The sequence below is a fragment of the Shimia sp. CNT1-13L.2 genome, assembly GCF_024331145.1.
In the GTDB taxonomy this organism is placed as follows: Bacteria; Pseudomonadota; Alphaproteobacteria; order Rhodobacterales; family Rhodobacteraceae; genus Shimia.
The window spans coordinates 39,963-57,901 of record NZ_JANDJO010000006.1 but is presented as its reverse complement, the minus strand read 5'-3'; the positions used below and the strand labels follow the sequence as shown (position 1 = coordinate 57,901).

Here is a 17,939-nt window from a genome sequence, read left to right as displayed (position 1 = left end):
ATTGCGGAGTGTGTGATGAAGTTCCTTGCGGTGTTGATTGTCCTGTGTGTCGCGTTGATTGCCTATATTCGCTTGTCACCCAACTCGCCCGAAAAATGGCATGTCGCGCCCGAGGTGGATCGCGATAAAGCCTATTCGAACGGGGTGTTACGGCGGATTGAAAACGCTCCCAACGGTCTTGAGAAACTGCATGAAGTGATTGGAAAAGATGTTTCAACACAAGTTCTTGCGGGCGATGTTGCAAGCGGCATGGTGACCTATGTTTCGCGCACGAAACTGATGGGATATCCGGATTTCACGACGATCAAGCAGGACGGCGACACCCTGTTGATCCACGGTCGCTCACGTTTTGGGCGGCGTGATTTTGGTGTCAATGCGCAGCGCGTCGATGGCTGGATTGCGGCTTTGTCCACCAATTGACGGTGCCGCGTCAGACGACAGGCAGGCAGGTGAAATCTCGCGCCACATCGGGACGTTCAGCGACATCTGGCATTGCGCCATGAACATGCGCCCGTCGACATGTAGGCAGATCATCTCGCCAAGTTCCACGCGATTGCCAGCGGTGTCGGTGCAATAACAGTCGATCGTCTTGCCATTGAGGTTGTAATCGGCAAGCGCGGCGCCCGGAACGAGCATGGCCAGAAGAACAAGATATCGCATAGAAATAGTATATCCCAACCACGGCTCTTGACCAAGTCTCCGGTTTGTCCCACTTAGCCTCATGGTTCCTATAGAGCGTCTAGAACAGATCACCCAGCGTTTCGAGTTTCTCGAAGCCAAGATGGCAGAAGGGGCAGCGGGCGAGGATATCGCCGCGCTGGCCAAGGAATATTCCGACCTGCGTCCGGTTGTTGAGCAAATTCAGGCCTATCGCCAGTTACTTGGCGACCTCGAAGAGGCCGAACTGATGCTGGATGATCCGGACATGAAAGAGCTGGCGGAAGAAGAACTGCCAGGTTTGAAGGCGCAACTTCCCGAGGCTGAACACGCGCTGCAACTTGCGCTTTTGCCCAGGGACGAAGCGGATTCCCGCCCAGCGATGATCGAGATCCGTCCCGGCACCGGCGGGGATGAGGCTGCGCTTTTTGCCGGTGACCTGTTGCGCATGTACCAACGGTTCGCCGACTCCAAGGGGTGGCGGATCGAGATCATCGAGGAACAGCAGACCGAACTGGGCGGCATCAAGGAAGTGGTCGCCCATATCAAGGGCGAGGATGTCTTTGCCCGTTTGAAATACGAATCCGGCGTACACAGGGTGCAACGTGTGCCGGAAACCGAATCCGGTGGCCGCGTTCACACCTCGGCCGCGACCGTGGCAGTTCTGCCCGAGGCCGAAGATGTGGACATCCAGATCGATGCCAACGATCTGCGCATTGATACGATGCGATCGTCCGGGGCCGGGGGGCAGCACGTCAACACCACCGACTCGGCTGTGCGCATCACCCATATTCCGTCGGGGATCGTGGTCACGAGCTCCGAGAAATCCCAGCACCGCAACCGGGAGATCGCGATGCAGGTGCTGAAGACGCGGCTCTATGACATGGAGCGCCAGCGCATCGATTCCGAACGTTCGGCAGACCGGAAATCCCAGGTCGGCTCTGGGGACCGCTCTGAACGTATCCGCACCTACAATTTCCCGCAGGGGCGCATGACGGACCACCGGATCAACCTCACGCTCTACAAACTTGATCAAATCATGAACGGTGATCTGGACGAAATCGTGGACGCCCTCACAGCTGACGATCAGGCCCGTCTCCTCGCCGAAATGAACGCATGATCCTCCAAACCCTCCTAACCCAAGCCACCCGCCAACTGCGCGAGGCGGGGATTGAGGGGGCGCAAAGGGATGCGCGGGTCCTGGTTGCGCATGCAGTCGGGATACCGGCAGATCGGGTCACCTTGGAAGCGCAAATGGATGTGAGCGCGGAGCAGGCGTCTGTTTTCAAAGGATTTTGTGCGCGTCGTATCGCACGTGAGCCGGTTTCCAAAATTGTAGGAAAACGGCAATTCTGGGGGCGTGAGTTCAAGGTGACGCCGGATGTTCTTGACCCGCGTCCCGAGACGGAAACCCTGATCGTGGCGGCGCTTGAGCATCGTTTTGAACGGCTATTGGATCTAGGTACGGGGACAGGGTGTATACCAATCACCCTTCTTGCAGAGCGCCCAATGGCGCAGGGCCTTGCCGTAGATGTTTCCCAAGCCGCGCTTCAGGTCGCACAGGAAAATGCGAGGGTCCATCAGATAGACGAGAGATTGGGCTTTGGCGTTTCCGACTGGTTCTCGGCTGTTGAGGGGCGTTTCGATCTGATCGTTTCCAATCCGCCCTATATCACGGACGACGAGATGGAAGAGCTTTCCAGAGAAGTGCGTGAACACGACCCTCACCTTGCTTTGACACCGGGTGGCGATGGCCTCGATCCCTATCGGACTATCGCGCGGGATGTGGCCGCGTTTCTGGAACCCGGAGGACGCCTTCTGGTAGAGATTGGCTGGAAGCAAGGTCCGGATGTGAAAGCCATTTTCGAAGCGGCTGGCCTTTGTGATTGTGCGGTTTTGCCCGATCTTGATGGGCGCGATCGTGTCGTGAGTGCACGAAGCCCCGTGTGAAGTGCCCAATAGACACGGTTTTTCAAGGTTTTTTCATAGAACCCCTTGTATACGAAGCGTGACCGGATTACTCAGGAGGTGTCCTTGCAGAGACCGAACGCGAATTCTGTCACGAAGGACATCAAGCCCAAATGTCGGAACCCGGGTTCTTTTGAGCGCAAGAGGCGCGAAACGGGTTCATCGACCGACAACGGTTCAAGGCTGGATTACTGAAGATATGAGATCGTCCAAATCCCGTTCGCGGAACAAGAATAATAGAAATCGTCCTTCCGGGAACGTCGTCAACCGCGTGTTCGACAGCTCCGGTCCCGAGGGCAAGGTGCGTGGCACGCCGCAGCAGATCATCGACAAGTACAACCAGCTGGCGCGTGACGCACAGTTGGCGAACGATCGTGTTGCGACCGAGAATTTCCAACAGCACGCAGAACATTATCAGCGCATGCTTTCCGAGGCGCAGCGCGAAATGGACGCCCGCCGCGAAGAGCAGGAGCGTCAGAACCGCGAACGCCAAGCAGAGCGTGACCGCGAGCGTCAGGAACGTATGGACCGTCAGGAGCGCGAGGCCAATGCGTCGGCACCCGCCGCCGATCCCGGCAGCGCGGCGCAACCTGATGTGATTGACGTGAACGAAAGCGGCGACACCGGTCTGGTTGAAACCCCCGAGGCCAAGGCCGAGGAAAAACCAAAATCGACACGCAAGCCGCGTCGTTCCTCTCCGCGCAAAAAGCCCGAGCCGAAAAAGGCCGAGGACGCGCCCGAGAGCAGCGCCAAGCCCGCCGAAGGCGACAAGCCTGAAGCCGCAGAATAAGAACAAAGCCCGGGCAATGACCCGGGCTTTTCTTTAGATCGCGTCCACCTGTCGGGCGAGGGCGCAGAACTCTTCGAGAGATACCTGCTCTGCACGTTCCGTTGGCTTGATGCCCGCGGCCAGGAGGCGATCTTCGATATCTGGTGCCACGCCCTTGAGGGACGCCCGCAGCATCTTGCGACGCTGATTGAAGGCTGCGGCAACGACGCGGCTCAGCGTGGCTGCCTCGGCCTCGAAGCGGGGCTTTTCAAGGGATTTGAGATGCACGACGGCGCTGTTGACCTTTGGCGGCGGCGTGAAGGCGCCGGGCGGAAGGCTCAGCACGATCCTGGCCTCGGCCCGCCATTGTGCGAGGATTGCCAGGCGACCATATGCCTTTGATCCCGGCTGCGCGACGATACGCTCGGCGACTTCGCGTTGGAACATCAGCGTCAGGCTTTGCCAGAAGGGCGGCCATTCCTTGGGTGTCAGCCAGCGCACGAGAAGCTCGGTCCCGACGTTGTAGGGAAGGTTGGCAGCGATACGGATCGGCGGGGTGAGATGCGAGAGCGGGTCGATTTCAAGCGCATCTCCGTTGATGACCTCAAGGCGTCCGGGATAGGCCACGGCGATTTCGGACAGTGCCGGAATGCAGCGGGTGTCCTTCTCGATGGCAAGCACCTTGCGTGCGCCTTCGGACAAGAGTCCGCGTGTCAAACCGCCGGGGCCCGGACCGATTTCAAGAACGTCACATTCGCTCAGATCGCCCGCCTGCCGCGCGATCTTGGCTGTCAGGTTGAGGTCGAGAAGAAAGTTCTGCCCAAGGGACTTGCGTGCAGAGAGGCCGTGATCGGCGATGACTTGCCGCAATGGTGGAAGATCGTCAATTGCGCTCATCAGGCAGTGTTTCCTTGGTTCATTGAACGTGCAGTGGCCATTTCAAATGCCATCCGCAAGGCTTCGATCATGCTTGAGGGATTGGCGATACCTTGTCCCGCGATGTCAAAGGCGGTGCCGTGATCGGGCGACGTGCGGATAAAGGGAAGGCCCAAGGTCACGTTTACCCCCTTGTCGAAGTCCAGAGTCTTGATCGGGATGAGCGCCTGATCGTGATACATGCAAATCGCTGTGTCATACTTGCTGCGGGCAGCGGCGTGAAACATGGTGTCAGCCGGCAGTGGGCCAAGCAGATTGTAGCCTTCGGCACGCAGTTCATCGACCAAGGGCGCAATCATGGTGATCTCTTCGTCTCCCATCGCGCCGCCTTCGCCAGCGTGCGGGTTCAGACCTGCAATGGCGATGCGCGGTTTCGGGATGCCGAACTGATCCTGTAGGGCGCTGTGGGTGATTTCGATCGTTTCCCGAAGGAGTTCCGGCGTCAGGGCATCGGGAACGTCAGAAACGGCAATGTGAATGGTCGCGGGAACCACGCGAAGTTGCGTGCTGGCCAGCATCATCACAACCCTGTCGATACCAGCCAGATGGGCAAGATACTCTGTATGGCCGGGGAAGGGGAAATCAGCGCCATCCTTCAGCGCCTTCTTGTGGATCGGTGACGTGCAAAGCGCCGAGGCTTCACCGTCCATGGCCATTTGCGCCCCCATCGCGATGGCATCCATGACGCCGGAGGCATTGTCGGGGTCCGCGGTGCCTGGCGTCGCGACACCGTCAAAGGCCAACGGCATAACGGGAAGGGCCGTCGCCATTGTTTGGGCGGCTTCGGAGGGATCAGTGATGACCTGTGCAGGAACCGAACCGGGAAGGTGAGAAGGATCGCAGATCACGAAAAAGGCAAGCTCGTCTTTCAGAGCTTGCCAGGATTTCTCCACCAGTTCCAATCCGATCCCGGCGGGTTCGCCACAGCTTAGGGCAATTGGGGCAGGGTTCATTTCACGACGATCGTGTTTTCTGCGCGAAGTTGCTCGAGGTAGCTTTCTGCATAAGACTGCAAGCGCTGGTTTCGCAAGCGGGCCGCAACGTCTTCACGCTCGATTTCTTCCCGCAGTTCCGCAGAACGCCCACACAGCATGAGAACTGCCAGCGCAGGTTGCCCATCCGACATCGTTGTCGCGAGGGTTGTCGAGATCTCGTTGTCGTCCAGCTTGGCCAACTCAAGAGCGATGTCGCGTGGTACCGCTGCGGGTTCAACGGCCTGGCGAAGCAGACGGTCTTCTGGCAGGTCAACTGCTTCGCCATAAAGGTCATCGCAAGTGTCGACACGTGCCTTCAGCTCTTCCGCATCTTCCAGTGCTTCCGGTGTACGTCCGCCCGGAATCTTGAACATGGCGTAGTCGATGGCCGAGTAGCGCGGCGCCGGAACATCGGTCTCGCGCTTGCCGCGCATCATGAAAATGGCCACTGCATTGGGAAGTGCGACGGGCTCGCTGACATCGCCGGGGCCAAGGGCCAAAACAAGGGGGCGAATTTGAACAGGGAGCCGCGTGATCGACAGCCAGTTCAGTCGGCCACCTTTGTCTTTCGTTGCCGATTGCGAATAGCGGCGCGCGGCCTCTTCGAAGTCGGCTTGACTCTGGACTTGAGCAATCTGGTCCGCGATCGTCTGGACCTGCTCCGCAGTTTGCGGTGTTACCGGAATGACAATCTCGGACAAAAGGACGTTGATGCCGCTGCTTCCAACATTTGATGCGATTGCGCGGTCGATTTCAGCTTCAGAGACTTGCACCGCGCCGCCGTATAAGGCCTGAACAACGGCACCCCACTCAATTCCAGCGCGAACGAACGCCTGAAGTGTTTCCTTGTGAACGCCGGCTTGTGCCAGAACCTTGTACAGTTGCTCGGGATCTTCGATGTTCCCACGTTTGCCAAAGTCGATGACGCCCCTTTCAATCCCCTCTTGATTGGCTTCGATGCCAATAGTGTCGGCTGCCTGTTTTTGCAGACGCTCGTTGATCAACTGCTCTTGGGCGAGTTTGTAGGTGTCGCCGGGCGCATTCATCAGAGCAAGCAACAAAGCGCGTTGTTCAACCTCGTAGTAGGTCACCACTTTGTCACCCACGACAACCGCCGGAGAAAACGCACTTTGGGCGCTTAGCTGGGTGGTTGTCAGACCTAGACAAAGTGCTGCTGCGGCTGCCAGATTGGTAAGAACACGATGCGGTTTCATTTTTTGTTTATCCTGCGCTCTGTTTGCACGTGCGGCTGTAACTCTTATCACCAGAGTTGACGCTGAAGCCCAAGAGGGCGACCGTCAATCCGATTGATGTACTGGGCTGAACTGTATTGGACGTTGTGAAGTTTCGCGAGAGAGAAAGGCCAACTTTCACACATTCGTTTCGGTACTCAAGACCGACGCCCGCTTCGGCAGTTTGGTTCGAGCCGGTATCATACCGCCAGTCAGCCAGTGCAGTCCAATGGCGATCTAGCCGGTAGCGGCCGTCGATGTTCCACTCGGACAGTGTGCCTGTGCGGTTTTCGGCTACATCTGACCCCAGCCAAATATAGCTTGCGTCCAACCAAACCTTGTCATTGGTCCATGCGACCCGGGTTGCTGCCTTATCGACACCAGTGTCCCAATCGAACAACCCGCGGGCCATGAAAGAAAACCCGTTTTGCATCGCGATCTGACCAGCAACCAGCAGATCCGAGCGCTTGCCGGAGAGGCCGGAGCTCTGCGTGAAATCCGGTTGCGTTTCCCAGTGGTAGACCTGTCCCAGAGAGAAATGTGCGTTCCAGCTGTTTTCAGCAAACCGAGACCAGTTGAGGCCTACGGCCGCTGTTGCACCGCGTTCGCGCCGATCACTTGACGGAAACCGAGACAAAGCCAGCAGGTTGCCCTCATCGAATTCTACAAAAGTGCTTTCTTCGTTCTCAACGTTGAGCGTGTTTCCACCAACCCAACCAACCTGGGCGAGGGGTTCAAGAATATAGGTTTCGCCGTTCGGACCAACTTTGCTCATCGGATACCGAAGGTGCGCCGCAATTGCGGGTGTAACCTGCGTTTCTGTTCCGACAAAGCTGGCATCCTGATGGGTATCGATAGCATCAAATGCAAGAGATGAACTCAGGCCCGGACGCAAACCGTTGGCTAGGCTCCAGTTGCGTTGCCAGGACAGCGAGGCGGTCGCTCTTGCGACATCGCGGCCGATCACGTCGGCATCAGCTTCTCGGTAGTGCCCGTGAAGTTGCAGGCTGAGGCGGGCTTCACCGCCAATAGAGGTGGGAAAGAAGCGCTGTTCTGTCTCTGCGACACCGACAACCGATGGAATCGTATTGTTGTTCTCGTTTGCGCGCAGTGATTCAAAGTGAATGAGCGAAAAACGGGTGTTTTCATCCCGTTCGATGCGGCGCACCGTTACATCGCTTTCCAGACGATCAAGGTCTGAATAGTCGTAGTCAAGAAGATAGGCGTTATCTGACACGGTGCGAAGTTTATACGTGAGCGTATAGTTGCGCGGGAGCAGTTGCCAGCCGTGGATGAAGCCATAGAACCTTGGCTGGTTGGGGTATATTGAATCATCGGAAATCGCACCATTGATTTCAATGCCGCCACTCCTGAATGCTTGGCGATACCGGAATTCAAGTGTGTTGGTATGCTCTGCCAGATAGGGAACGAGCGTCAGGTCCCGGTGATCTCCAAGAGTGATGAAATACGGAACTTTGAAGCCGAAACCGAGGTCACTGTTCTGAGTGATCTCCGGGATAAGGAAACCCGTTGCACGTTCCAGAGTAGGGTCGGGCAGCCGTAATTGCGGGAAGTACGCCACTGGCATATCCATAATACGGAACTGCGCGTGATCGAAATAGATCTGCCGCTCCTCTTGGTCATGTACGACACGCTTAGCACGAATTTGCCAGATTGGTGGGCGGCCATCGTCACACACTTTGCACGAGCTGACGGTTGTTTTGTGCAAAACGTTGTAACGCCCATCGACGCGGTTCATCTGCGCGGAGGCCATTTGTAGCTGCTGATCGAGAACGACGCGCGCGCTCTTCAATAGGGCTGTGCGGAATCCGTCACTTAGTTCCGCGTAGGATGCAAGCACGTGAACGGTGTCGCCTTGCTCAAGTCGGATTGGGCCCGTAACCCGAACAATGTCTGACTGGCCGTTATATTCGATCCGATTGGCGCGGATGCGAACATCGCCTTGGAGGGCTTCAACATGCCCTTCGGCAACAAGAAGGTTTGACCGGGTCATGTAAACCCGATCCGCAATCAAGACCATGTTCCCACCATTTGGCAGGGATTGGGCAGTTGCAGGTGTGGTGCCGGCGACGAGCAGAGCCAGCGACACCGATGTAATGGCAGCTTTCATCCATCCTCCATATGCAACAACAAGCCCAGTGCCAACATGACACTTGCGAAGGGGGGTGCCCATGCGGCGAGATATACCGGAATTTCGCCATTTTCCCCCAGGATCTGTGCGAAATTCCGAACGTAATACAATGCAAAACCCGTCATCACAGCCGTCAATACGGCCAAGCCAGTGCGTCCAAATCGGGTATGACGCATGGTGAAGGCCGCTGCAATCAATACCATCGCTGCAAGGAAAATTGGTTGTGCAAGTTCCATCTGTAACCAGACGCTGTGGCGGCGTGCGGAAAAGCCTGCCTCTTCAAGTTCGCGAATGAACTGCGGGAGATCCCAGACGGAGACGACCGATGGCGTACCAAACCGGTCTCGGATTCGATCTCGTGTCAGGCTTGTTTCAATTACTAGGGTTTCATGGTCCTTTTTTCCGGCTTCCGGGTTGATACCCGGTATCAGCGGCCAGACCCGCGCATTCTTCAATTCCCAGCCTCCGTCGACAAGTGTCGCCGAGTCGGCGACGATGCGGTGAGACGGGGTGCCTCCCGTGGCATAGGAAAGGATCGTCACATCAAAGAATGTGCTGGCATCAGGGTTTGTTGACTCCGCGTGAATGACGGCTTGGCCGCCCACGCCCCCCTGACGCAACCAAAGACCCTCGCTGCTGATAGACAAGGTGCTGCCGCCTCCGGAACGGAAGCGATCTGCGAGCGCGTGATACTGATCGGACGTTGCCGCAACGATAGGGTTGAACGTTGAAACCGCCAGCAGTCCCAAGATAAGCGCCACCGATACCGGTGACAGAAGGGATACTAGCGCAGACCTCCCTGTTGCGCGGACAACAACAAGCTCGCTGCTGCGTGCAAGGCCGATAAAAAGGGTGACCGTGGACAGGATGACCAAGAGTGGCAGGATCTGGTAGAGGCCCTCTGGCGCGCGCAACAAAGTCAGACGCAGGATTTGAGCAAAGCCGATCTCATCCACGTTGAAGCGCCGCAGCTGCTCCATAAGGTCGATGAGGGCCAGCAGTGCAAAGAACACGGCAGTCATCCCGAGAAGGATCAAAAGAAAACGCCGCGCGAAATAGAGATGAATGGTCATGCCGTGACCCTCCCGCGGAGTGCGTTTGGGTGGGACGCCAGCCACAACAACACGAAACTGAGGGTGAAACCAAGCATCGCCGGTACGTACATAAGCGCCCATAGGGAGGCATCGGATCGCACGGGATCAATTGTGGCGCTGCGGACGATTTCCATGAAGATCAACAGCACGAAAGCCACGATGATCTGCCTCCAGACGCCGAAACGGCTGTAGCTGCCAAGCAGCAGGGTCGCGAAACCGATGATGGCGGCGGAAATAACCATGAGCGGGCGATTGATGCGCCCATGCGCTTCTTCGGCGATCCAGCCAAGAGGGATATTCAAACGCTGGGAAATGGCACCGGCGTCGCTTAGAAGAGCTGCCGTGCCTATGAATTTGATGTCTTCACGCCGCTTCGTACTGGCGTCGATCAAACCGCTGATGTCATAGGTAAAGTCCGAGAAGTTGGTCGTGAAGAGGCGTTCGTCGCCGGACACTTCAATCTGCGAAAGGCCGTCAACCATAACCAGCTTGGGGCCGGTCTCGGTTCGCAGAAGGTATGCTTCGGACGCTGTATAGGTCCAGACTTCGCTATCGCGACGTCGATCCGACAAATAAACATCCTTCAAAATCCCCTCGGGTGAGATTTCACGGATGTAGAACGTAACCCCTTCGGTCGGATGGAGGAATGTGCCTTCGGTCAGAAGGCGCGCGGTGATGTTCTCGGTGATTTCGCGCTGTCGCTGGTCCAGTTGCGATGAACTGCTTGGGACAAGGAAATGGGTTAGCATGCTCATCATGAGAGCGACAAGAACGCCAAAGAACATGACCGGCCGCGCCAGCCGCCAGGGGCTGAACCCCGTGGCCTGCATCACGGTCAGTTCGCTTTCACTGCTCAACCTGTTGGTCACATAGACCGTGGCCGCAAATACGGACATGGGCAGCACAAGCCGGATCACGTTGGGCAGGCTGAGCAGGGTGAACTCAAGGAACACTACCGCCGACTGGCCGTTGGCAAGAATCTGGTCGAACAGCGAAACCGCCCGGTTGATCCAGTAGACTGAGACCAACACGAGGGCAAAAAAGCTGAACAGAACCAAAAGCTGCGACAGCAGGTATCTGTCGAATCTGCTCACGTTTCCAGAATCCCCCACGGTTTCTTTTCTTTTGCCAAACCTTAGAGGAAATGCCCGACCTGGAAAACTGCTATCTGGTCATCCAGCGGACAGCGCGGTAGGACTCGTTGTAACAAACAGGGGAGTAGTCCATTGCTTAAGCCGGCATCCATTCAGTTCAAGGAAACAGATATTGATCTCTTGGCAGAGGTGGAGGGGCGCGTGGCATTACTTGTCGCACCGGACGGATCGCTGGACAAAGCCGCGCGACGCGTTAACCGACTGACGAAAGGGGCCGTTGCACGTCTGGTAGAGGCAAAGGCAGAAGCGGCGTCGACAGGCCAGACCTTTTCACTGGCCTTTCCAGTTGGGATGAAAGCCGAGAGTGTTGACGTGGTTTTCCTGCCGCGCCGTTGCACGGACGTCGAAGCGCGCAAGGCGGGTGCCGCCTTGGGAAAAATCCGTTCGGGGGCCGCCCTTACAATCTGCGCTGGTAGCCAAAAACGCGCTTCACAACTGGCTTTGGGGGTCGCTCTTAGGGATTACTCCTTCAATGCACACAAGGCAGGCGAGCAGGAAGAAACACGCGCGGCAGTCACGCTGTTGGTCTCCAAGCCGGAAGAGTTCAACCACGCTGCCGTCACGACCCAAGCGATTGCTGAAGGTGTTTTCTTCACCCGCGATCTGGTGAATGAGCCCGCGAATGTGCTTACCACGACCGAGTTTGCCAAGCGCATCGAGGACATGTCTTCGCTTGGCCTTGAGGTTGAAGTTCTGGAAGAGGCGGACCTCAAGAAGCTCGGGATGGGTGCACTTCTGTCCGTTGGCGAAGGATCTGAAAGCCCCTCCAAAGTGGCGATCATGCAATGGAATGGCGGCGAAAAGGGAGAGGCGCCTTTGGCGTTGGTGGGCAAAGGCGTCGTCTTTGATACCGGCGGCATTTCGCTCAAACCGGCGGCCGGCATGGAAGACATGACAATGGACATGGGTGGTGCCGGGGTTGTGGCGGGCGTGATGCGCACGCTTGCCATGCGCAAGGCCAAAGCCAATGTTGTGGGTCTTGTCGGGCTGGTTGAAAACATGCCATCGGGTCGTGCGACGCGCCCGGGCGACGTCGTCACCTCGATGAAGGGCGACACCATCGAAGTCATCAACACGGACGCCGAAGGCCGTTTGGTACTTTGCGATGTGATGCACTATGCGCAGGAGCGGTTCAAACCGCAGGGGATGATCGATCTGGCGACTTTGACAGGTGCGATCATCATTGGCCTTGGTCACGAAAAGGCGGGTGTGTTCTCGAATAATGACAAACTCTGCGCCCAGTTTCTGAAGGCGGCCGAAGCAGAAGGCGAAGGCGCGTGGCGCATGCCGCTTGGAAAGGCCTACGCCGACCAGCTCAAGTCGCGGATTGCCGATCTGAAGAACACCGGCGGTCGTCCGGCCGGTTCCGTTACGGCTGCCGAATTCCTCCATCGTTTCGTTCAGGAAGACACGCCCTGGATTCACCTCGATATTGCAGGTGTGGCCAGCGTGAAGGCCGACACGGACTATGCGCCCAAGGGTGCAACGGGTTGGGGTGTGATGGCTTTGAACCGTCTTGTTCAGGATATGTGTGAAAAGGCCGAGTGATCGTGGGAGGGGTCTATTTCTATCATCTGACGCGACAGCCCGTGGACGTGACGCTTGCTACCCTTATCGGCAAGGCGCGCGGGCAGGGCTGGCGCATTCTGGTGCGCGGGACCGCCAAGGATCGACTGGAGTGGCTGGATCAGAAGCTGTGGCTGGGCGGTGATGAGAGTTTTCTGCCGCATGGCGTGTCTGGTGGCCCCCATGACAAGGATCAGCCGGTGTTGCTCACGACCACTGCGGAAAACGCGAACGAGGCCAATTGCGTCATGAGCATTGACGGTGCCGAACTTACCGCGGAAGAGATCAATGCCGCAGACCGGTGCTGCATTCTGTTTGACGGGTTTGACGAGGGTGCGGTGCAGCACGCACGCGTCCAATGGAAAACGCTGACGGATGCCGGCTGTGCGGCGCAATACTGGTCGGAAGAAAGCGGTAATTGGCAGAAGAAGGCCGAAAAGGCGGCCAGCTAACCTATTGCACGAGAATGAGTTTCCCGCTTGCAATGGTGATCTGGCTGTACCGTCCTAGGTAACTCATCCCCAAAAGAGATTCATCCAATTCGCCTCCGTTCACCGCGGCGACAACATTCCTTTCTGTTACCCCCTGCAGGCTGAGCGTGTCGATCGTGATGGGTGCCGTGCGAACTTCGCCATTTGCGGTTCGTGCGCGGCCAAAGAAGGGGAGGGTGTCCGGATCAAACCCTGCGCGTTCGGCGTCCCGTTTGCTCAACACGACATTGCTTGCGCCGGTGTCGACAATAAAATTCACTGGCGTGCCATTCACATCCAGCGAGAGGCGATAGTGTCCGTCCGGACTTTGCGGGATTTCAATCCGGCCTTCCGCAGAATGCACCGATGCAGTTGGGATGACCGTTGAACGTATATCTCCCCACATGCCATAGGCGGCAATGATCCCGACGAAAATCAGGACCCAGACGAGAATTTGCTGAACCGTCTTCGAGAGGCTTTGGCGGTTGCTGGCCACGAACCAGAACACGATAGCAGCCCCTAGGACCGCAAAATAACTTAGTTGTGCAATCTGGTCGCCGCTCATGACACCCTCAATCCTTTCCCTTGATATAGTGTCGGGCAGGGGAGCACAGAAGGGCCTAGCCCATAAATCCGAAGTCGCGAAGACCTTCGAGCACGAATTGAACAGCGAGGGCCGCCAACAGCATCCCCAGCAATCGTGTGGCGACATTGATGCCGGTCTTGCCAAGGGCACGTGCCAGAAGCCCGCTTGCCATGAACAGAATGAACACGACCGCCAACACCGCCAGGGCAACCGCCAGAACAAGTACCGTGTTTTCGATTCCCGAGTGCTGACCAGACAAGAGAATGACGGTGGCGATTGATCCGGGCCCGGCAATCAGCGGAATCGCCAGTGGGAAAACCGACGGGTCAGGGCGCTCGTCCGCCTGATCCTCACGACGTTTCGTGCGCCTCTCGAACAACATGTCTAAAGCGGTCAGGAACAACAGGATCCCGCCAGCGATCCGGAATGCCGGCATTGAAATACCGATGAAGCCGAGAACCGCTTCGCCAAAGAACGCGAAGACCGACAGGATGATGAACGCGATGACACAGGCGCGAATGGCAATACCACGACGATGGGCCGAGTCCATGTCGTGCGTCATGGTCACGTAGAGCGGTGCCAGTCCAAGGGGGTCGATGATCACGAAGAGCGTGACAAAGGCCGTGATGAGCGCGGGTGTATCCATGAGACTAGGCTACCGTTCAAGCTTCGGCGGTTTCAAGCTTTTCGAGGGCGTCCATCCAAAGCGCTTCGGCGCGTTCGAGACCGTCCAGAACTTCGGCATGTTTCTTCTGCCACTTGGCAATGTCATCGGTCTTGCCCACCTCGTAGAGAGTCGGATCGGCGAGTTTCTCATCCAGCTTCTCGCGCATCTCGGTCAGTTTTTCGACCCGCGCTTCGCACTTGCGCACATCTGAGCGCAGGGCAAGGATCGTGTCACGCGACGCTTTCTTGGGGGCTTGGACGTCGGCCTTGGGCTTTTGCACAGGTTTGTCCGAGGCAAGCAGTTCGGCGCGGTAGGTTTCGAGATCGCTCTCGTAGGGTTTTACTGTTCCGTCTGACACAAGCCAAAGACGATCAGCGGTCATGCTAAGCAGATGCATGTCGTGGCTGACAAGGATCACCGCGCCCGAGTAATCGGTCAGTGCCTCGACAAGCGCTTCGCGGCTTTCGATGTCGAGGTGGTTGGTGGGTTCGTCGAGGATCAGAAGGTGCGGCGCATCCAGTGTTGCAAGCAGCAGCGATAGCCGCGCTTTTTGTCCGCCGGAGAGCTGAGCCACCACGGTTTCCGCCTGATCCGCGCCAAGGCCAAAACCCGCGAGGATGGCGCGGAGTTTCGCCGGAAGATGATCGGGACGTTCCCGGCGCAAGTGATCAAGAGGCGTTTCGTCGAGATGCAACTCGTCCACCTGGTGCTGCGCAAAGTACCCGATGCGCAACTTGTTCGAGCGCACCATCTGTCCGTCCATCAGCACAAGGCGGTCGGACAGAAGTTTTGACAGGGTGGATTTCCCTTGCCCGTTCTTGCCGAGAAGCGCGATGCGGTCGTCCTGATCAATCCGCAGGTTCAGACGTTTGAGGACAGGAGTCTCGGTGTACCCAACGGACCCGCTTTCAACCCGGATGATCGGAGGAGAAAGCTCTTCCGGTGTTGGAAAGGCAAAACTGCGCAGCGCGGCTTCTTGCGGAGAAGAAATCGGTTCCATTCGGGCAAGGGCCTTCAGACGGGATTGCGCCTGTTTGGCCTTGTCCGCCTTGTAGCGGAAGCGGTCGACATAAGACTGAAGGTGCGCGCGCCTGGCTTCCTGTTTCTTCGCCATCGCCTCGGCCTGCGCGAGTTTCTCGGCGCGTTGCTTGGCGAACTGATCGTAGGGCCCCTGATAGAAGGTGAGCTTCTTGTCTTCGAGGTGCAGGATCGAGCTCACGGCACGGTTCAACAGGCCGCGGTCGTGACTGATGATGATGACGGTGTGCGGATATTTGGCGAGATAGCTCTCAAGCCAAAGCGCGCCTTCAAGGTCGAGATAGTTGGTCGGTTCGTCGAGCAAAAGGAGGTCGGGCTGTGAAAACAGAACCGCGGCCAATGCGACGCGCATACGCCAACCGCCCGAGAAATCGGAACAGGGGCGCGACTGATCGCCGAAATCGAACCCGAGCCCCTTGAGGATCGAAGACGCCCGCGCCTCGGCACTCCAGGCGTCGATGTCGGCAAGCCGTGTCTGTATTTCCGCAATGCGGGCAGGGTCTTGGGCGGTGTCCGCCTCGGCCATCAGGGCAGAGCGTTCGGTATCGGCGGCCAAGACCGTGTTCAGCAGTGACACATCGGTCGACGGAACCTCTTGGGCGACGCCGCCAATACGGGCGCGTTGCGGTATCGACAGCGATCCGGTTTCAAGGGCCAGCTCGCCCCGGATCAAACGGAAGAGGGTGGTTTTGCCCGTGCCATTGCGCCCCACAAGGCCAACCTTGTGACCTGTCGGAATGGTCGCCGAAGCGTTCACGATGAGCGGCCTGCCAGCCACCGAATAGGAGATATCTTCAATCCGCAACATGGCTGAGACAAGTCTATCAGGGGATGGGGCTTGTCAATGACGGATCAGCGTTGTCAGAGCGGCAAATCAAGTTGATTTCGACGCTTGGCCTCCCCGGCTTTGCGCAGGTCCTCTTCTCCCCAGGCTTTCATGGCCTTGACCAGTGGCATGATACTGCGGCCACGCTTGGTGAGGGAATACTCAACACGTGGCGGTATTTCCGCAAAAACCTTCCGGTTCAGGATGCCGTCGGCCTCCAGCTCGCGCAGTTGCTGCGTCAGCATCTGTTTGGTGATGCCGGGGATTGCGCGGTGCAGGGCACCGAAACGGTTCAGTTTGCCGGAAATCCTGAACAGGATGATCAGCTTCCATTTGCCCCCGACAAGGCGAGAGCAATGTGTGACGGCGCATAGTGCATCCTGTGTTTCTTCAATTTGTTCCAAAATTAGACCAAGTTAGTTTTTCAGTATTAGTTTGATATTTTTAGTTAGAGAGAAATTTCGATTTAAGTCAATTATCTGTATTTTCGCGTTGGAAGACTTTCGTCGCGCTTTGGGTGGCACCTGGTCGTAAGAGGGCTGTTGGGAAGTTGGGGAACACTTTGGTTGCAAGGGTCTTCCCAAAGCAGCGCCTGCATGTTACTGCCCGCGCAATTTCAACTTTCAAGCCGAGGGAAAATCATGGCTCTGGAACGCACCTTCTCGATCATCAAACCCGATGCAACCCGCCGCAACCTGACCGGTAAAATCAACGCCAAGTTCGAAGAAGCGGGCCTGCGCATCGTTGCTCAGAAACGCATTCACCTGACCAAAGCGCAAGCGGGCGAGTTCTACGCCGTTCACAAAGAGCGCCCCTTCTACGACGAACTGTGCGAGTTCATGGCTTCGGCTCCGATCGTTGCACAGGTCCTGGAAGGCGAAGGTGCCATCGCGAAGAACCGCGAAGTCATGGGCGCAACCAACCCGGCCGACGCGGCTGAAGGCACCATCCGCGCAGAGTTCGCTGAATCGGTAGGTGAAAACTCGGTTCACGGTTCCGACGCTCCGGAAACCGCAGCTGTCGAGATCGCTTACTTCTTCTCGGGCCTCGAGCTGGTAGGCTAAGCCAAATAAATTAGAGTTTCCGGGGGATTACCCCGATCTCATCAAGGATCGCTTCGAGTTCGGGGCGATCCTTTTTCTTTTTTGCTGCATGTTCGGTTTTGAGGGCGTCAAACCGAATGCGCAAATCGTCTTTTTCTTTGCCCTGACAGTCATTCCAAGGTCGTCCTTGAAGTGCCATTACAAGAACGTAGTACCCGATGAAGTGGGGTTTGGTGCCGTTTGCGAGCAAACGCCGATATGTCTCGTCCGCACCTAGGGCAATGAGATCTTCGGCAGAGTGTATGCCAGCCCTGGCGCAGGCGGCCTCTACGGCTGGGCCGAGATTGCGGAGTGACGAAACGGGACGGGACATTCGCAGACAATACGAGGCCCCTTTGACCTTGTCACCGATTCAGATGGAGGCCCAATCCGAAAAAGTCGGCTTGCGCGGCTCATCTTTGGGCGCCTGCGGTTTTTGCTGCGCAGGTTGCTTGGGCGGTGTTTCCTGGCCTGTGAATGGCATGGGACTGCTCCTGTTTTGTGCAGGCCAGCCGGTATGCGCCGACTGGCGCGCGAGGGTTTGTTATCCCTTAAGTAAAGCAGATCAATGTGGCCCAAATTTGCCGGGAATCGGGAATTCGAGTTCCAGCTCTGATGAGACCTCGGGCGACCGAGACAGTCTGGGATTATGCGAGGAGAGGGAGAAGATTGGCTCCGGCGGTAGGGATCGAACCTACGACCAATTGATTAACAGTCAACTGCTCTACCGCTGAGCTACGCCGGAACATCAATCTTGTAGCACCTTCC

Annotated in this window: 19 protein-coding genes and 1 tRNA gene; 7 read left to right on the top strand and 13 right to left on the bottom strand. The window is 57.2% G+C overall.

The genetic code is table 11. The annotated features are described in order from the left end of the window. The first annotated feature begins 15 nt into the window (after nt 1-15). Nucleotides 16-420, top strand: a complete 405-nt coding sequence (locus NNA36_RS13805; RefSeq protein WP_255107991.1) for a DUF1499 domain-containing protein — start codon at nt 16-18, stop codon at nt 418-420. On the opposite strand, the gene NNA36_RS13800 is transcribed toward NNA36_RS13805, so the two are convergent. Continuing rightward, nucleotides 343-660 (bottom strand): hypothetical protein, encoded by a 318-nt coding sequence (locus tag NNA36_RS13800; protein WP_255107990.1) that lies wholly within the window; start codon nt 658-660, stop codon nt 343-345. The genes NNA36_RS13805 and NNA36_RS13800 overlap by 78 nt on opposite strands. Before the next feature lie 61 nt (nt 661-721). Here NNA36_RS13800 and prfA point away from each other — a divergent pair, with 61 nt between their 5' ends. The 3 genes from prfA (at nt 722) to NNA36_RS13785 (ending at nt 3,415) form a co-directional block, all read left to right on the top strand. Beyond that, nucleotides 722-1,777, top strand: coding sequence for a peptide chain release factor 1 (gene prfA, locus NNA36_RS13795; RefSeq protein ID WP_255107986.1), 1,056 nt, complete (start codon nt 722-724; stop codon nt 1,775-1,777). Further along, the gene (prmC, locus tag NNA36_RS13790; protein ID WP_255107985.1) at nt 1,774-2,607 is read left to right on the top strand and encodes a peptide chain release factor N(5)-glutamine methyltransferase; all 834 of its coding nucleotides are present in this window, start codon (nt 1,774-1,776) and stop codon (nt 2,605-2,607) included. Before prfA ends, prmC begins: the two co-directional genes overlap by 4 nt. Before the next feature lie 217 nt (nt 2,608-2,824). Continuing rightward, nucleotides 2,825-3,415, top strand: coding sequence for a DUF4167 domain-containing protein (locus tag NNA36_RS13785; RefSeq protein WP_255107982.1), 591 nt, complete (start codon nt 2,825-2,827; stop codon nt 3,413-3,415). A gap of 33 nt (nt 3,416-3,448) precedes the next feature. Here NNA36_RS13785 and rsmA read toward each other — a convergent pair whose 3' ends face one another. From rsmA to lptF, 6 genes are read right to left on the bottom strand one after another with little or no spacing between them, the layout of a single operon-like run. Then, a complete protein-coding gene (gene rsmA / locus NNA36_RS13780; RefSeq protein WP_255107980.1) occupies nt 3,449-4,291 on the bottom strand; it encodes a 16S rRNA (adenine(1518)-N(6)/adenine(1519)-N(6))-dimethyltransferase RsmA in 843 nt (280 codons plus the stop codon). Beyond that, nucleotides 4,291-5,283: a 4-hydroxythreonine-4-phosphate dehydrogenase PdxA gene (gene pdxA, locus NNA36_RS13775; RefSeq protein ID WP_255107977.1), complete on the bottom strand. Its 993-nt coding sequence runs from the start codon at nt 5,281-5,283 to the stop codon at nt 4,291-4,293. Before pdxA ends, rsmA begins: the two co-directional genes overlap by 1 nt. Then, a complete protein-coding gene (locus NNA36_RS13770) occupies nt 5,280-6,569 on the bottom strand; it encodes a peptidylprolyl isomerase (protein ID WP_255107975.1) in 1,290 nt (429 codons plus the stop codon). Before NNA36_RS13770 ends, pdxA begins: the two co-directional genes overlap by 4 nt. Continuing rightward, a complete protein-coding gene (locus NNA36_RS13765) occupies nt 6,526-8,667 on the bottom strand; it encodes an LPS-assembly protein LptD (protein ID WP_255107973.1) in 2,142 nt (713 codons plus the stop codon). Before NNA36_RS13765 ends, NNA36_RS13770 begins: the two co-directional genes overlap by 44 nt. Continuing rightward, nucleotides 8,664-9,761, bottom strand: a complete 1,098-nt coding sequence (gene lptG / locus NNA36_RS13760) for an LPS export ABC transporter permease LptG (protein ID WP_255107962.1) — start codon at nt 9,759-9,761, stop codon at nt 8,664-8,666. Before lptG ends, NNA36_RS13765 begins: the two co-directional genes overlap by 4 nt. Then, nucleotides 9,758-10,876: an LPS export ABC transporter permease LptF gene (gene lptF / locus NNA36_RS13755; protein WP_255107960.1), complete on the bottom strand. Its 1,119-nt coding sequence runs from the start codon at nt 10,874-10,876 to the stop codon at nt 9,758-9,760. Before lptF ends, lptG begins: the two co-directional genes overlap by 4 nt. A 132-nt stretch (nt 10,877-11,008) precedes the next feature. Between lptF and NNA36_RS13750 the strand changes: the two genes are divergently transcribed. Beyond that, nucleotides 11,009-12,484, top strand: coding sequence for a leucyl aminopeptidase (locus NNA36_RS13750; protein WP_255107958.1), 1,476 nt, complete (start codon nt 11,009-11,011; stop codon nt 12,482-12,484). Nucleotides 12,485-12,486: 2 nt separating this feature from the next. Then, the gene (locus NNA36_RS13745; protein WP_255107956.1) at nt 12,487-12,954 is read left to right on the top strand and encodes a DNA polymerase III subunit chi; all 468 of its coding nucleotides are present in this window, start codon (nt 12,487-12,489) and stop codon (nt 12,952-12,954) included. A gap of 1 nt (nt 12,955) precedes the next feature. Here the strand turns inward: NNA36_RS13745 and NNA36_RS13740 are convergent, their stop codons facing one another. From NNA36_RS13740 to NNA36_RS13725, 4 genes are read right to left on the bottom strand one after another with little or no spacing between them, the layout of a single operon-like run. Beyond that, the gene (locus tag NNA36_RS13740) at nt 12,956-13,537 is read right to left on the bottom strand and encodes a TIGR02281 family clan AA aspartic protease (protein ID WP_255107953.1); all 582 of its coding nucleotides are present in this window, start codon (nt 13,535-13,537) and stop codon (nt 12,956-12,958) included. Between the two features lie 55 nt (nt 13,538-13,592). Continuing rightward, the gene (locus tag NNA36_RS13735; protein ID WP_255107951.1) at nt 13,593-14,204 is read right to left on the bottom strand and encodes a MarC family protein; all 612 of its coding nucleotides are present in this window, start codon (nt 14,202-14,204) and stop codon (nt 13,593-13,595) included. A gap of 16 nt (nt 14,205-14,220) precedes the next feature. After that, nucleotides 14,221-16,071, bottom strand: coding sequence for an ABC-F family ATP-binding cassette domain-containing protein (locus NNA36_RS13730; RefSeq protein ID WP_255107949.1), 1,851 nt, complete (start codon nt 16,069-16,071; stop codon nt 14,221-14,223). A gap of 53 nt (nt 16,072-16,124) precedes the next feature. Next, entirely contained in the window at nt 16,125-16,493 is a 369-nt protein-coding gene (locus NNA36_RS13725; RefSeq protein ID WP_255107946.1) for a helix-turn-helix domain-containing protein, read from the bottom strand. A 237-nt stretch (nt 16,494-16,730) separates the two neighbouring features. Between NNA36_RS13725 and ndk the strand changes: the two genes are divergently transcribed. Beyond that, entirely contained in the window at nt 16,731-17,153 is a 423-nt protein-coding gene (ndk, locus tag NNA36_RS13720; RefSeq protein ID WP_255107945.1) for a nucleoside-diphosphate kinase, read from the top strand. Nucleotides 17,154-17,163: 10 nt separating this feature from the next. Here the strand turns inward: ndk and NNA36_RS13715 are convergent, their stop codons facing one another. After that, entirely contained in the window at nt 17,164-17,505 is a 342-nt protein-coding gene (locus NNA36_RS13715) for a TfoX/Sxy family DNA transformation protein (RefSeq protein WP_255107944.1), read from the bottom strand. Between the two features lie 336 nt (nt 17,506-17,841). Continuing rightward, nucleotides 17,842-17,916, bottom strand: a tRNA-Asn gene (locus NNA36_RS13710). Nucleotides 17,917-17,939: the final 23 nt, after the last annotated feature.

Bases quoted from the DNA above. Each gene is read 5' to 3' on its own strand.
- NNA36_RS13805 (WP_255107991.1), top strand. From the start codon at position 16: ATGAAGTTCCTTGCGGTGTTGATTGTCCTGTGTGTCGCGTTGATTGCC.
- NNA36_RS13800 (WP_255107990.1), bottom strand. From the start codon at position 660: ATGCGATATCTTGTTCTTCTGGCCATGCTCGTTCCGGGCGCCGCGCTT.
- prfA (WP_255107986.1), top strand. From the start codon at position 722: ATGGTTCCTATAGAGCGTCTAGAACAGATCACCCAGCGTTTCGAGTTT.
- prmC (WP_255107985.1), top strand. From the start codon at position 1,774: ATGATCCTCCAAACCCTCCTAACCCAAGCCACCCGCCAACTGCGCGAG.
- NNA36_RS13785 (WP_255107982.1), top strand. From the start codon at position 2,825: ATGAGATCGTCCAAATCCCGTTCGCGGAACAAGAATAATAGAAATCGT.
- rsmA (WP_255107980.1), bottom strand. From the start codon at position 4,291: ATGAGCGCAATTGACGATCTTCCACCATTGCGGCAAGTCATCGCCGAT.
- pdxA (WP_255107977.1), bottom strand. From the start codon at position 5,283: ATGAACCCTGCCCCAATTGCCCTAAGCTGTGGCGAACCCGCCGGGATC.
- NNA36_RS13765 (WP_255107973.1), bottom strand. From the start codon at position 8,667: ATGAAAGCTGCCATTACATCGGTGTCGCTGGCTCTGCTCGTCGCCGGC.
- lptG (WP_255107962.1), bottom strand. From the start codon at position 9,761: ATGACCATTCATCTCTATTTCGCGCGGCGTTTTCTTTTGATCCTTCTC.
- NNA36_RS13740 (WP_255107953.1), bottom strand. From the start codon at position 13,537: ATGAGCGGCGACCAGATTGCACAACTAAGTTATTTTGCGGTCCTAGGG.
- NNA36_RS13735 (WP_255107951.1), bottom strand. From the start codon at position 14,204: ATGGATACACCCGCGCTCATCACGGCCTTTGTCACGCTCTTCGTGATC.
- NNA36_RS13730 (WP_255107949.1), bottom strand. From the start codon at position 16,071: ATGTTGCGGATTGAAGATATCTCCTATTCGGTGGCTGGCAGGCCGCTC.
- ndk (WP_255107945.1), top strand. From the start codon at position 16,731: ATGGCTCTGGAACGCACCTTCTCGATCATCAAACCCGATGCAACCCGC.
- NNA36_RS13715 (WP_255107944.1), bottom strand. From the start codon at position 17,505: ATGTCCCGTCCCGTTTCGTCACTCCGCAATCTCGGCCCAGCCGTAGAG.